Here is a 13043-nt window from a genome sequence, read left to right on the forward strand (position 1 = left end):
GTCATCCCAGGGTCTGCGCCGCGTGTGTCGCGGACTCGTCTCTACACCAGCCCGCGCTTGACCATCATCGCTTCGGGAGAAGGCATCTTGCCGCGGAAGGCGGTGTAGAGCTCTTCCGCGTCCTTCGAGCCGCCGGCGGCATAGATGTTCTTCCTGAGCCGCTCAGCCAGCGCCGGATTGAACGGGTCGCCCGTCTCCTCGAAGGCGGCGAAGGCGTCTGCGTCGAGCACCTCCGACCACATGTAGGAATAGTAGCCGGCCGAATAGCCGTCGCCGGAAAATATGTGGCCGAATTGCGGGGTGCGATGGCGCATGGCGATGGTGTCGGGCATATCGAGCTTTTCGAGCGTTTCGGCTTCGAAACGAAGCGGCTCGTCCGGCGCATCCGGCCGCGCATGGTAGGCCATGTCGACCAGCGCCGACGCGGTGAATTCGACCGTTGCGAAGCCGGCGCCAAACGTGCGCGCCGCCAGCATCTTGTCGACCAGCGCCTTCGGCATCGGCTTGCCGGTCTTCACATGCAGCGCATGCTTTTCCAGCACCGCCGGCACGGTCAGCCAGTGCTCGTAGAGCTGCGAGGGCAGCTCTACGAAATCGCGGCTGACCGAGGTGCCCGCGACCGACGGCCAGGTGACGTCGGTCAGCATGCCATGCAGGGCATGACCGAATTCGTGGAACAGGGTCTTTGCCTCGTCGACCGACAACAGCGCGGCCTCGCCTTCCGGCGGCTTGGCGAAATTCATGATGTTGTAGATGACAGGCTTGGAGCCATCGCCGAGCTTATAGCCGGATTTCAGCGCGCTCATCCAGGCGCCAGAGCGTTTCGAGGGTCGCGCGAAATAGTCGGCCAGGAACAGCCCGCGCTCGCTGCCGTCGGCATTCCTGACGACGAAAACGCGTGCATCCGGATGCCAGGTGGCAATGCCCTTCTTTTCCTCGAAGGTGATGCCGAACAATCGTGTCGCCACGTCGAAGCAGGCTTCGATGATGCGGTCGAGCTGCAGATAGGGCTTCAACTCGGCCTCGTCGAAGGCGAATTTCTCGGCGCGCAGCTTCTCCTGATAGAAGCGCCAGTCCCACGCGGCGAATTTCTCGTTGCTGCCGGCCTCGGCCGCCAGCCGCTGCAACTCGGTCTGGTCGCTTGCGGCCTTTTCCAAGGCTTTTTCCCAGACCGGGTCGAGCAGCGTGTGCACCGCCTCCGGCGTCTTTGCCATGGTGTCGTCGAGCTTCAGGGCGGCGAAGGAAGCGTAGCCGAGCAGCTTCGCCTTCTCGGCGCGCAGGCGCAGCATATCGCGCACCACGGCGCTGTTGTCGGTGGCGCCGCCATTCTGGCCACGCATGGTGAAGGCGCGGAAGGCGATCTCGCGCAGGTCGCGGCGCTCGGAGAAGGTCGAGAACGGCTCGTAGATCGAGCGCGACAGGGTGACGGCATAGCGGCCCTTCTGACCGCGCATCTCGGCGGCCTCGGCCATCGCGCTTTTCAGGAATTGTGGCAGGCCGGCAAGGTCGGCCTCGTCGAGGAACAGCGCCCAGTCGCGCTCGTCGGCAAGCAGGTTTTGGCCGAAAGTGGTGCCGAGCGACGACAGTTCCTCGTCGATCGCCGCCAGCCGCTTCTTGCCCTCGGCGTTGAGCTTGGCGCCGGAGCGGACGAAACCTTTCCAGGTCTTTTCCAGCACCCGCAGCGTTTCGGCATCGAGCTTCAGGGTTTCCCGGCGCTGGTAGAGGTCGTCGATACGGGCAAACAGCCTCTCGTTCATCGAGATCGCCGAGAAATGCCGCGACATCTTTGGCGAAATGTCGCGCTCCAGCGCCTGGGTCGCTTCGTTGGTATGGGCGCCGGCCCGGCACCAGAAGATCGACGATACATGGTCGAGAGCCTCACCGCCAAGCTCCAGCGCTGCGAGTGTATTCTCGACGGTCGGTGTCTCGGCATTGCCCGATATCGCCTCGATCTCCGCCTCATGCGCCTTCAATGCCGCATCGAAAACCGGAGAAAAATCGCCGTCGCCGATGCGGGTGAAATCGGGCAGGCCGAGCGGCCCTTGCCAGGTGGTCAGCGGATGGGCGGCGAGGTCGACGGCTTTTGTGGACGGCATGGAGAATCTTTCGCTGAGTGGGAGGGCTTTCGCTGAGTGGCTGTAGAGGCAGGGCGGGACCGTCACCGATGTAAGGCGCTGGCTTGCCGCACGCAATATCGCGGCTGGCCAGTACCCGCTCAGTAGCCGTCGCAGTTTTCCGCGATCGCCGCCTGCGAACTGGCGGTGATACGGTTGTCGGCGATCGCGAAGGTTTCCTGCATCAGCATGTCGTTTTTGGGAAAATCATAGCAGGCGATCACCGTGGTCACGCCGGCTTCGGTCTTCTCGATCCGATGCCGGATTTCGGCTCCGGCGACAGCGCCTTTCCATTCATCGATCGAGGCGATGAACTCCTGCTTGGTCTGGACGACGCCGAGGTCGTCGAGTTTTATCCGGACGTCATCGGCAAGCAGATCCGACAGTTCCGTGCGATCGGCGACCAGCAGCGCCGCATACCAGCGGCCGATGAGCGCGCCGTCGTCGGCGCGGGCGGATACGATTGAAAACAGCAGCGCCGCTGCGGCCAAAGCGATCGAACGGCATACCATGCAATCCTCCTATGTCGTCTCCGGCCTCTCGAAGTCACCGGTCTCCTTGTTCATCACCCAGAGCTCGCCGGTCGAGATGTCGAACCAGGCGCCGTGCAGCGACAGCCGTCCCTTGCCTTCCAGGATCGAGACGCAGGGAAAGGTCCTGAGATTGGCGATCGAATAGCGGATCGAAATGCGCTCCAGCGCGGTCTGGCGCTCCGTCGCCGTCATGAAGGTGCTGGACGACACCGTCTCGGCCGCCGGCGCAATCAGGCTCATCCACTTGCCGATGAAGTCGCCGGGCGACAAGGGCGCGGCGGTGCTGTCGAGTGCTGCGCGGATGCCGCCACAGCGGCCATGGCCCATCACCACGATGTTCTTCACCTTGAGGCTCTGCACGGCAAACTCGAGCGCCGCCGAGGTCGAATGGAACTGGTCGTCGGGCGCATAGGGCGGCACCAGATTGCCGACATTGCGCAGCACGAAGAGCTCGCCGGGGCCAGCGTCGAAGATCGCCTCGGGAGCCGCGCGGGAGTCGCAGCAAGCAACGATCATCGTTTCGGGGGACTGGCCCTCGCGGGCGAGCGAGCGATAGCGCCCGCTCTCGGCGAGATAGCGGCCGCTCATGAAATTGCGATAGCCGGTGAGCAGATGGTCAGGGAGATGAGGCATGGGCGGCGTCTGGAGCCTTTCCGGGTTAGGCGGCAGCTCTTTTTAAGTCAGGAAGGCTCTAGCGGCAAAAGCCGGTCGCGAGCAATGCAGAATCGCGGATGGCTGCATTGCCTCGCCGATAGATGGGGCGAGGAAATTCATGCCCAGATCGCCACAGGGATGCCAAAACGGTCGACGAGCGGCGGATCCGGAAACGGCCTTGCCTCACCGTTGGCGATACGGCCGGCGATCAGCATCATCACTGCGGCGTCGAGAAAGTCGTCGGCAGAAGCGCCTCGCGGCGGCGTCCGGTCGAGAAAGCCCCTGATATAGCCGTGCCGGCAGAGCAGAGCCTTGCGTTCCGCCATGCCGGCCGGGTTGACGGCGCCCTTGATCTTCTTCGGCAAACGCATCGCCTGATCGCCGTTCAGCCGACAGAAGGCGACTTCCGGGTGCGATTCGAAGACGCGGCTGCGCAGTTCGGGACGCGCGATCAGCACGGCATCGATCTCGCGGATCTTGGCAAAGATGCCGAAGGCCTGGATCGAGACGCCGCGCGGCGGATCGGAGGTCGCCTTCGCCACTTCACTCGCCTGGCGATGCGCGGCATACCAGGCCTCGATCGTGGTGAAGCCATCTCTATGCGCGTAAAGCGCCGCACGCGACGGAATGGCGAAGACGCTGGACTGCCGCGCGCCGAGCAACGGCCGGACCAGCGCCTCAGGCCCGCGACCGCCCTTTTGCGAGAGATCGGGCAGGCCGATCGGCATGTCGACGGCGACCGTCGCATCGGCCGGCAATGCGTCGAGCAGTGCTGCGAAGCTAGGAAAAACGGCTACCGAGGGTGCTGCGCCCGGGTTACGAGGTGTCGAACCGGGATCGCGGCGGACGGTGATCCAGCCGGCCTTGCAGCCGTCGACACCGACAAGGACGCGGCTGCCGTCCGAAGTCACGCTCTTTTGTCCCGCCCCGGATGCAGGAGATGGCGAAGCTGCACCATCGCCATCGGGTGCGACAGGCTCTGAGCGTCGGTTTCGAGCTGCAATTCGTCGCCGCCGCGCTTGGCGGTGCGCGCCAGGATCTCGTAGACCGCCGCCGTGGTCGACTGCAGTGCCTTGATCGCCGGCTGGCCGGACAGGATGCGTGCCAGATAAACGGCCGCCGTCAGGTCGCCGAGCCCATTGGGCGGCTTGTCGATGAGGCGATGCTCGGCCAGCAGCGCCTGGTTGCCGTTGAGCAGCAAATTGCCGGTGCCGCCGGCCATCATCGCCGGCGCCGAAGTGACCAGCATGGTCGGTGGCCCGGCATGAAGGGCGGCCGTCATCACCGCTTTCAGGTCGGGCAGCGGCGCTCCCGCCATCCATTCCAGCTCGTAGCGGTTGGGCGTGGCGATGTCGGCGATCGGCATCAGCCGGTCTCGCATGGCAATGGCGGTGGCCTCCGGCACATAGAGCCCGCCCGAATCGCCCATCACCGGATCGCAGATATAGACGGCATCCGGCGTCTTCGCCTTGACCGCGCCGACCAGCGAGGCGACGGCTTCTGCCTGGCCGCCTTCACCGAGATAGCCGGACAGCACCGCGCCGACCTCGCCGAGCCACGGAGCGCGCTCAAGATCGGCCATCAGCGCCTTGAATTGATCGAGCGGCGGCACGATGCGCGTCGCCCGTCCATGGCCCGGATGCCAGGGCAGGATAACGGTCGGCACCGCCCACACCGGAAAGCCCAGCGTCTCCAGCGCAAAGACCGCGGCGCGGTTGCCGACCGAGCCGCGCGCGACATGGCTGGAGATGACGATGACCGCGCGCGGCGCGTCGTGTTCTTCGGTGCTCACGAGGTTCCTAACTTTGGGTGATGAAAAACACGAGCCAGATCAACAGGCCAATGGCGATAATGAGCCCTAGCGCCCGGCCAATGCGCGTGCCCCAATATTCGATCGGGTCCGACTGGTCGGCATCCACTGCTGCGACGTGATCGCGCGCGCCCTTCGCGGTCCGTGCAATGAACGAGGTGCCGCCCGGGTCGGTTTCACGTGCCACGCGCTCGATGATGCGGCGCGATTCGTCGTCGCTGTCCTGGCGTCCCGCCATGGCGATGTCCTGTTTTCGCGGCGACTTTAACCCGTTCGCCCGGCCAATCACAGGGCCTTGCAGCGAATGATAAAGAACCAGTAACGCTTCCGGGCGGAGGTCATGTTCTTGCGCGCGGATTGTGGTAATGCTTCGCCTGTCAGTCTTATTGAGGGATCTTACCATGCTTGCCCAGCGTCTTTCCTCCCCTTTCGTCTTCCGCAACCTGCCAGCCTTGCTGATGATGGCGATCGTGCTGCCGCTGCTTGCCGGCTGTGGCTACAACACCATCCCGACGGCGGAGGAATACGCCAAGGCCGCATGGAGCCAGGTGCTGAACCAGTACCAGCGCCGCGCCGATCTCATTCCCAATCTGGTCGAAACGGTCAAGGGCTATGCCGCGCACGAGAAGGATACGCTCGATGCGGTGGTCGAGGCGCGCGCCAAGGCGACGCAGGTGACGGTGACGCCGGAAACGCTGAGCAATCCGGAGGCCGTCAAGACCTTCCAGGACAGCCAGGCCGGCCTGACCAGCGCGCTGTCGCGGCTGCTGGCAGTGGTTGAGAATTATCCAGACCTCAAGGCCAACCAGAATTTTCTGGCGCTGCAGGCGCAGCTTGAAGGCACCGAGAACCGCATCGCGGTCGCCCGCCGCGACTATATCCAGGCGGTGCAGGCGTACAATCTGACGCTGAAGACCTTCCCGTCGGTGATTTGGGCAACCCTGTGGTTCCGCGGCAATCAGCCGTTCGCAAACTTCACCATTGAGGAAGACAAGATGCAGACGCCGAAGGTCGATTTCGGCACGACGCAGGGTGGGTGACGAACAGCTGGTGAGCGTGGTCCCTATTGGCCTTGCACTCCGTCGCACCCCCCTCTGTCCTGCCGGACATCTCCCCCTCGAGGGGGGAGATTTGCAGCTTCGACCCCGCCGCCAACCTTGCAACGTTGGAGATTGGCGAAGGCAGGAATGACATCCAATCTCCCCCCTTGAGGGGGAGATGTCCGGCAGGACAGAGGGGGGCGCGACGGAGTGCCAACCTCTCGCTTCTAGGCGTCACTCTAGTTCTGCTTTGCCTTAGCCTCTTCCTCCCGCTCACCGCTTTCGCCGCCGAATTGCCTGCCCTGACCGGGCGGGTCGTCGACAATGCCGGTATCATCGATGCCGCGACCAAGGCGGCGCTGACCCAGAAGCTTGCGGATTTCGAGGCCAAGGGCTCTGACCAGATCGTCGTCGCGACAATCAATAGTCTCGACGGCGAGGAGATCGAGCCCTACGCCAACCGGCTGTTTCGCGCCTGGAAGCTCGGCCAGGCCGGCGAGGACAATGGCGTGCTTTTGCTGGTGGCGCCGAACGACCGCAAGATGCGCATCGAGGTCGGCTACGGGCTGGAAGGCACGCTGACCGACCTGCACACCAAGCTGATCATCGAAAACGACATGGTGCCGGCCTTCCGCGCCGGCGACTTCTCCGGCGGCATCAGTAAGGCCGTCGACGACATGGTCATGGTGCTGGAAGGCAATCCCGAAGAGCTAGAAGCGCGCGGGGCCCGCAACCAGCAGGCGCCATTCAACACCGACGATCTGTTCTTCGCGATCTTCATTGCTATCTGGGCGATCATCTTCTTCGGCAGCATCGCCGCCTCCATCTTGCCGCCGATGTTCGGCCAGAAGATCGGTCCTGGCCGCTATCGCTGGCTAGGCATGACCTTCGAGCCGAGCCGGCGGTCTTCCGGTGGTGGAGGCTGGTCGTCGGGCGGGGGAGGATGGTCCTCAGGCGGTGGCGGCTTTTCCGGCGGCGGTGGCTCGTCCGGCGGCGGCGGCTCCTCGGGAAGCTGGTGACGGCATGACAAGATGCGCCATCCGTCCACCAGCTTCCGGCCGTTTTGCCGCGACGATCGGTGCCGCCTTGGTGGCCATGGCGGTGCTGCTGGTCGGCTTCACCGCCCTCGCCGCCGAATTGCCTATTCTGACCGGTCGGGTCGTCGACAATGCCGGCATCATCGATGCCGCGACCAAGGCGGCGCTGACCCAGAAGCTTGCGGATTTCGAGGCCAAGGGCTCTGACCAGATCGTCGTCGCGACAATCAATAGTCTCGACGGCGAGGAGATCGAGCCCTACGCCAACCGGCTGTTTCGCGCCTGGAAGCTCGGCCAGGCCGGCGAGGACAATGGCGTGCTTTTGCTGGTGGCGCCGAACGACCGCAAGATGCGCATCGAGGTCGGCTACGGGCTGGAAGGCACGCTGACCGACCTGCACACCAAGCTGATCATCGAAAACGACATGGTGCCGGCCTTCCGCGCCGGCGACTTCTCCGGCGGCATCAGTAAGGCCGTCGACGACATGGTCATGGTGCTGGAAGGCAATCCCGAAGAGCTGGAATCTCGCGGGATCCGCAATCCGGCCGACAACAGTTCCGTCGATCCCATCGTGGCGCTGTTCATCATCGTGTGGGCGACGCTGTTCTTAGGCGGCCTGGCGATGGCGGTCCTGCCGCCGATCTTCGGCACCAAGTTGTCGCCGGGCGTGTATAAATGGCTGGGCATGACGTTTCGCTATGGCCAAAGGTCAGGCTATGCGCGCACGGGCGGCGGCGTCTGGACAACGAGTACTTCGTCCGGCGGCGGCTGGTCATCGGGAAGTTCCGGTAGTGGCTGGTCGTCGGGTGGCGGCGGCTTTTCGGGCGGCGGCGGCTCGTCCGGCGGTGGCGGTTCTTCAGGAAGCTGGTGAGACACAACATGGCAACAAGACCGATCAGCCCCGAGGATCATGACCGCATCGCCAAAGCGATCCGCGCCGCCGAGACAAAGACCGACGGCGAAATCTACTGCGTCGTGGCCTATGCCAGCGACAGCTATTTCTTTCCGGCCGCGTTCATGGCGACGCTGGCCATGCTCGTCGTCAGCCTCGCCGTCAGTTACGGGCTGGAAGCGTGGTGGCTGTCGATCCGCTTGCCGCATTTCGTCATCGCACAGCTTCTGGCGCTGGCCTCGGTGCTTGGCCTGTTGTGGGCGCTGCCCGGCTTGCGCATCCATCTGGTGCCGAGGCGGCTGCGCTACCAGGCCGCGCACGCCAATGCGATAAAGCAGTTCCTCGCCCGCAACGTCCATCGCACCACGGCGCGCACCGGCGTGCTGGTCTTCGTCTCCATTGCCGAGCGCTACGCCGAGGTGGTCGCCGACAGCGGCATCGACAGCCGTGTCGGCCAAGACGTCTGGGACAGCGTCGTCCGCGACCTTACCGCGCATGCCGGCGACGATCGTCTCGCCGACGGCTTCATCAAGGCAATCGAAGCGACGGGCGCGGTGCTGGCCGAGCATTTCCCGGTTTCTTACGGCGACAGCAACGAGCTCGACGATCATCTGGTCGAAATCTGAGAGCCTGCCTGTAAACGCTACTCTGCCGGACGCCTGACGCAGTTTTCTGCGCTTCCGATGCTCACGGACCCAAATGTCCGCTGCGCTTCGGTTCTCGAAAACCACGCCATCCGCCTCGGCAGAGCGCATTTTCAGACAGGCTCGCGGGTCTTCCGATGGCCTGTGCGAAAGCGGGGGGAGCCGCTTACCGGACTCTTGCAATCGGGCGATGCGGGTTTATGGTTAACCAATCATGAATACGCTGAGCATCGATATCAGGAAAGCCGAGCCGCGCGACGCAAGCGCCATCGCCGACGTGCACCTGCTGGCCTGGCGCGGCGCCTATGCCGGCATCATCCCGCATCGCACGCTGACATCGATGATCAACCGCCGCGGCGCCGAGTGGTGGGCGAACGCCATCCGTCGTGCGGCCACCGTTCTGGTCGTCGAGATCGGCGGCAAGATCGCCGGCTATGCCACGATCGGCAAGAACCGCGCCCGCGAGCTCAAGCAGCAGGGCGAGATCTACGAACTTTACGTGCGCCCGGAATATCAGGGCATCGGGCTCGGCAGCCGGCTATTCTCAGCCGCACGGGCGCGACTGGCTGACCACGGGCTGAAAGGCATGGTGGTGTGGGCGCTGGAGGACAATCAGAACGCGCTCACCTTCTATGCCGGCGCCGGCGGCCGCGACGTCGCCGAGGGCGTCGAGGTCTTCGAGCAGAAGGCGCTGAAGAAGGTCGCCTTCATCTGGGAATGACGGTTCGACACTCCTCTCGCTAACACCCTCAGCTGTTTTCAGTACCATTCGCCGCATTGCACCATGCGCCCCCGCCCGCTATCGGTTTCCAATCGAAAGAGGGACAAAAGCCATGCGTATCGAAGCCATCGCCATCGGAAAGAACCCGCCGGAGGACGTCAACGTCATCATCGAGGTGCCGATCGGCGGCGAGCCGATCAAGTATGAGATGGACAAGGAGGCCGGCACGCTGTTCGTCGACCGCTTCCTGCATACCTCGATGCGCTATCCCGGCAATTACGGCTTCGTGCCGCACACGCTGTCGGGTGACGGCGACCCGATCGACGTGCTGGTCTGCAACACGCGCGCGCTGGTGCCAGGCTGCGTCATCAATGTGCGGCCGATCGGCGTGCTGGTGATGGAGGACAATTCCGGTCTGGACGAAAAGATCATCGCGGTGCCTTCGCCCAAGCTGACGCTGCGCTACGAGAACGTCACCGAATACACGCACCTACCCGACATCACCCGCCAGCAGGTGCAGCATTTCTTCGAGCACTACAAGGATCTCGAACCCGGCAAATGGGTCAAGATCGAGGGCTGGCACGATGCCGCCTACGCCAAGAAGATGATCGTCGAGGCGATCGAGCGGGCCAAGGCAAGCAAGTAGGCCCAGCGCTTTCAAAATTGCGAGACGTCGGCGGGACAGCGCCCCCTCTGCCCTACCGGGCATCTCCCCCACTTGGGGGGAGATTGGCAGCTTCGCCGCCCCGTCTCTCTTTCAGCGTTGGAGATTGGCGAAAGCCAAGATGGTAGCCGATCTCCCTCCTTGTGGGGGAGATGTCCGGCAGGACAGAGGGGGCGTGAAGGATCGCCGAAGGGCGGCCATTGCTACGCTCTTCCTCACCCCCACTAATTGTCGACGCGGCCAAAAGCGGGCACGTCGCCGATCATCGCGCGCTTGTCCTTGCCGCAGGCAAAGCTGCGTGCTTTCTCGTCGGCGAGCTTGCGCGCCTCATCGTTGGCTGCGGGATTGCCGGTGGCCAGCACCAGGCCGACGGTGCAGCCCTCATACTTCTCCGGCTGGGCGACCTTGGCGACGATCAGCACGTCGGTCGGTTTGTTCTCCCCCTCGGGATCGCTGATCGAGCGACGGTGGATGACCGCGAAGGGAATGGCGAGGTCGCCGTTCGTCTCGATGCGCCACTCGAGCTTTGGTCCAGCCGAATTAAGCCCGACAAAACTTTCCCAGACCGTAGTCATGTCGCTGGGCGGAAAACCATAGAACAGCGATTCCCGGGCGTCGTCGTAAGAGATCAGCACTGGGTAGCCGCGATAGCCCGAACAGACGAGACTGGCCCAGTCGCCATCGCCTTCCTCGGCCTGCGCATAAGTCACGCAGTCCTTCTTCGAGTCGAGATCGGTGTAGGCACTGGAAATGTCGCCGGCCTGGGCGGTCTGGCAGAGGCCGGCGAGGGCTAGCGAAATCATCAAAAGGGCTCGCATCGCAGGCAACTCCGTTTCGGGCTGCCGTAGCGTATCGTCAAACGCTATTTCTGCAAGCTCGCTTCGATCAGCAGGTCGGCGTTCCGGGCCACCGATTTTGCCGGTCCGCCGGCACCGAACAGCTGGCCGCTGATATAGGCGCCCTCGATCAGGAGCAGCAGCCCGTCGCCCAGCGTGTCGGCGTCGCCAGCACCCATTGCCGCCGCCATGGCGCGCAGGCGTCGTCGCAGTTCCTGCTTGTTGGCCTCGCTCACCACGCGGGCCGGATGGCCGTGCTCGGGATACTCGACCGCCGCATTGGTCATGCCGCAGCCGCGATAGTCTGGTCTTTGCGTGCGCTTGCCGATGCGGGTCAGGAATGCGGCGATCTGCGCGCGCGGATCGCCGGGATGGGCAGCCACTGCCTCGTCGAAGCGGGCCCAGAACTCGAGGTCGTATTGCCGGAGATAGGACGCGGCCAATTCGTCCTTGGAGGGAAAGCTGCGATAGAGGCTGGGCTTGGTGACGCCGGCACGCCGCACGATCTCGTCGACGCCGATCGCCCTGATGCCTTGCCGGTAGAATAGGTCGCGGGCAACGCGAAGGATTTTCTCGCCGGCGCGGGGCGGTGTCACTTCATCCGCTTTGATCGTTGGTTCAATGCTTTTCATCTAGGACGTGCCGTGGCCTGCTTGACAACGTTACCGACCGGTACGTATACCTCGGTGTAACTGCAACGTACCGGTCAGTAACATGATAGCTCAATCCCGCCCGTTTGGCCAGCGCTACGCTTTCGTCGTGGTTGCCGTCATTTTCCTTTGCCTGCTGATCGCGGCGGGCCTGCGGTCGGCGCCGGCCGTCATGATGCTGCCGCTGGAGGAGAGTTTCGGCTGGCGGCGCGATGTCGTCTCGCTCGCCGCGGCCATCGGCATCTTCCTCTACGGCCTGACCGGGCCGTTTGCCGCGGCACTGATGGAACGGGTCGGGCTGCGCCGCACGCTGCTGGCATCGCTGGTGGTGATGTCGGGCTCGACGGCGCTCAGCCTGTTGATGACCGAGCCGTGGCACCTGCTTCTCACCTGGGGCGTATTCTCCGGCGTCGGTTCGGGCGCGGTCGCCACGGTGCTTGGCGCCACCATCGTCAACCGCTGGTTCAAAACCAATCGCGGCCTGGTGATGGGACTGATGTCGGCCTCCGCCGCCACCGGCCTGCTGGTGTTCCTGCCACTGCTCGCAGCGCTCGCCCAGTCGGGCGGCTGGAAGCCGGTCGCCATCGCCATTGCGGTGGCCACCGCGTGCCTGGTGCCGCTGGTCTGGCTGCTGGTGCCGGAGCGTCCAGCTTCGATCGGCATGGTGCGCTACGGTGCTGACGCCGACGACGTGCCGCCGGTTCCGCCGGCCTCGCAGGGCAATTTTCTCACCCACACGCTCAGCACGCTGCGCCGTGCCGCCGGCACCCGCGTGTTCTGGTATCTGTTCGCCACCTTCTTCATCTGCGGCTTCACCACCAATGGCCTGGTCGGCACGCACCTGATCGCGTTTTGCGGCGACATGGGCATCGGCCAAGTGCAAGCTGCCGGCCTGCTGTCGCTGATGGGCATCTTCGACCTGATCGGCACGACGCTGTCGGGCTGGCTCACCGACCGCTTCGACCCGCGCAAGCTGCTCGGCGTCTATTATGGCATTCGCGGCCTGTCGCTGATCTATCTGCCTTATTCCGGCTTCTCGTCGACCAGCCTGATCATCTTCGCCGTGCTCTACGGATTGGACTGGATCGCAACCGTGCCGCCGACGCTCAGGCTGTCAAACGAGGCGTTCGGTGATCGTAGTGGACCGATCGTCTTTGGTTGGATCGTCGCCGGCCATCAGGTGGGTGCGGCGACCGCCGCCTTCTTCGGCGGCACGATGCGCGAATTGCAGGGCAATTACGAGCTCGCCTTCCTCATCGCCGGCATGACGGCAATAGCCGCAGCCTGCATCTCGCTGTTGATCAACACCAGCCGTCCGGCCTTCAACCCGGAACCGCAGGCGGCTTGAGCTGCGACGGCCGAGCGCTAATCTCCCCCTTGAGGGGGAGATGGCCGCGACGCGGCCAGAGGGGGTCGGTCCGACCGGGCTCGGCCCCTTATCGCAGACG

General features: G+C 64.2%; 15 protein-coding genes. 7 read left to right on the plus strand and 8 right to left on the minus strand.

The window, feature by feature from the left end:
- Positions 1-41: 41 nt before the first annotated feature.
- From EJ075_RS11655 to EJ075_RS11680, 6 genes are all read right to left on the minus strand, one after another.
- Positions 42-2096 carry a M3 family metallopeptidase gene (locus tag EJ075_RS11655; RefSeq protein WP_126104443.1) on the minus strand — a complete coding sequence of 685 codons (2055 nt, stop codon included), beginning with the start codon at positions 2094-2096 and terminating at the stop codon, positions 42-44.
- Between the two features lie 119 nt (positions 2097-2215).
- Positions 2216-2626 carry a nuclear transport factor 2 family protein gene (locus EJ075_RS11660; protein ID WP_126104444.1) on the minus strand — a complete coding sequence of 137 codons (411 nt, stop codon included), beginning with the start codon at positions 2624-2626 and terminating at the stop codon, positions 2216-2218.
- 9 nt (positions 2627-2635) lie between these two features.
- Positions 2636-3280, minus strand: coding sequence for a carbonic anhydrase (locus EJ075_RS11665; protein ID WP_126104445.1), 645 nt, complete (start codon positions 3278-3280; stop codon positions 2636-2638).
- Between the two features lie 137 nt (positions 3281-3417).
- The gene (locus EJ075_RS11670) at positions 3418-4212 is read right to left on the minus strand and encodes a DUF429 domain-containing protein (RefSeq protein WP_126104446.1); all 795 of its coding nucleotides are present in this window, start codon (positions 4210-4212) and stop codon (positions 3418-3420) included.
- Positions 4209-5093, minus strand: a complete 885-nt coding sequence (gene pdxY, locus EJ075_RS11675; RefSeq protein ID WP_126104447.1) for a pyridoxal kinase PdxY — start codon at positions 5091-5093, stop codon at positions 4209-4211. Before pdxY ends, EJ075_RS11670 begins: the two co-directional genes overlap by 4 nt.
- Before the next feature lie 7 nt (positions 5094-5100).
- On the minus strand, positions 5101-5349 hold the full coding sequence (locus EJ075_RS11680; protein WP_126107318.1) for a hypothetical protein: 249 nt from the start codon (positions 5347-5349) through the stop codon (positions 5101-5103).
- Positions 5350-5512: 163 nt separating this feature from the next.
- Between EJ075_RS11680 and EJ075_RS11685 the strand changes: the two genes are divergently transcribed.
- From EJ075_RS11685 to ppa, 6 genes are all read left to right on the plus strand, one after another.
- A complete protein-coding gene (locus EJ075_RS11685; RefSeq protein WP_126104448.1) occupies positions 5513-6151 on the plus strand; it encodes a LemA family protein in 639 nt (212 codons plus the stop codon).
- A gap of 167 nt (positions 6152-6318) precedes the next feature.
- Positions 6319-7170, plus strand: coding sequence for a YgcG family protein (locus tag EJ075_RS11695; protein WP_126104449.1), 852 nt, complete (start codon positions 6319-6321; stop codon positions 7168-7170).
- A 76-nt stretch (positions 7171-7246) separates the two neighbouring features.
- Positions 7247-8059 carry a YgcG family protein gene (locus tag EJ075_RS11700; RefSeq protein WP_245458186.1) on the plus strand — a complete coding sequence of 271 codons (813 nt, stop codon included), beginning with the start codon at positions 7247-7249 and terminating at the stop codon, positions 8057-8059.
- Between the two features lie 8 nt (positions 8060-8067).
- A complete protein-coding gene (locus tag EJ075_RS11705; RefSeq protein ID WP_126104451.1) occupies positions 8068-8706 on the plus strand; it encodes a TPM domain-containing protein in 639 nt (212 codons plus the stop codon).
- 232 nt (positions 8707-8938) lie between these two features.
- Positions 8939-9445 (plus strand): GNAT family N-acetyltransferase, encoded by a 507-nt coding sequence (locus tag EJ075_RS11710; protein WP_126104452.1) that lies wholly within the window; start codon positions 8939-8941, stop codon positions 9443-9445.
- Between the two features lie 112 nt (positions 9446-9557).
- Positions 9558-10091 (plus strand): inorganic diphosphatase, encoded by a 534-nt coding sequence (ppa, locus tag EJ075_RS11715; RefSeq protein WP_126104453.1) that lies wholly within the window; start codon positions 9558-9560, stop codon positions 10089-10091.
- A gap of 242 nt (positions 10092-10333) precedes the next feature.
- Here the strand turns inward: ppa and EJ075_RS11725 are convergent, their stop codons facing one another.
- Positions 10334-10927: a hypothetical protein gene (locus EJ075_RS11725; RefSeq protein ID WP_095487637.1), complete on the minus strand. Its 594-nt coding sequence runs from the start codon at positions 10925-10927 to the stop codon at positions 10334-10336.
- A gap of 44 nt (positions 10928-10971) precedes the next feature.
- Entirely contained in the window at positions 10972-11577 is a 606-nt protein-coding gene (locus tag EJ075_RS11730) for a TetR/AcrR family transcriptional regulator (protein WP_126104454.1), read from the minus strand.
- An 82-nt stretch (positions 11578-11659) separates the two neighbouring features.
- Between EJ075_RS11730 and EJ075_RS11735 the strand changes: the two genes are divergently transcribed.
- Positions 11660-12943: an MFS transporter gene (locus EJ075_RS11735; RefSeq protein ID WP_126104455.1), complete on the plus strand. Its 1284-nt coding sequence runs from the start codon at positions 11660-11662 to the stop codon at positions 12941-12943.
- Positions 12944-13043 lie beyond the last annotated feature (100 nt).

Origin of the sequence: Mesorhizobium sp. M6A.T.Cr.TU.016.01.1.1, from assembly GCF_003952585.1 — a bacterium.
Classification (GTDB): domain Bacteria; phylum Pseudomonadota; class Alphaproteobacteria; order Rhizobiales; family Rhizobiaceae; genus Mesorhizobium; species Mesorhizobium mediterraneum.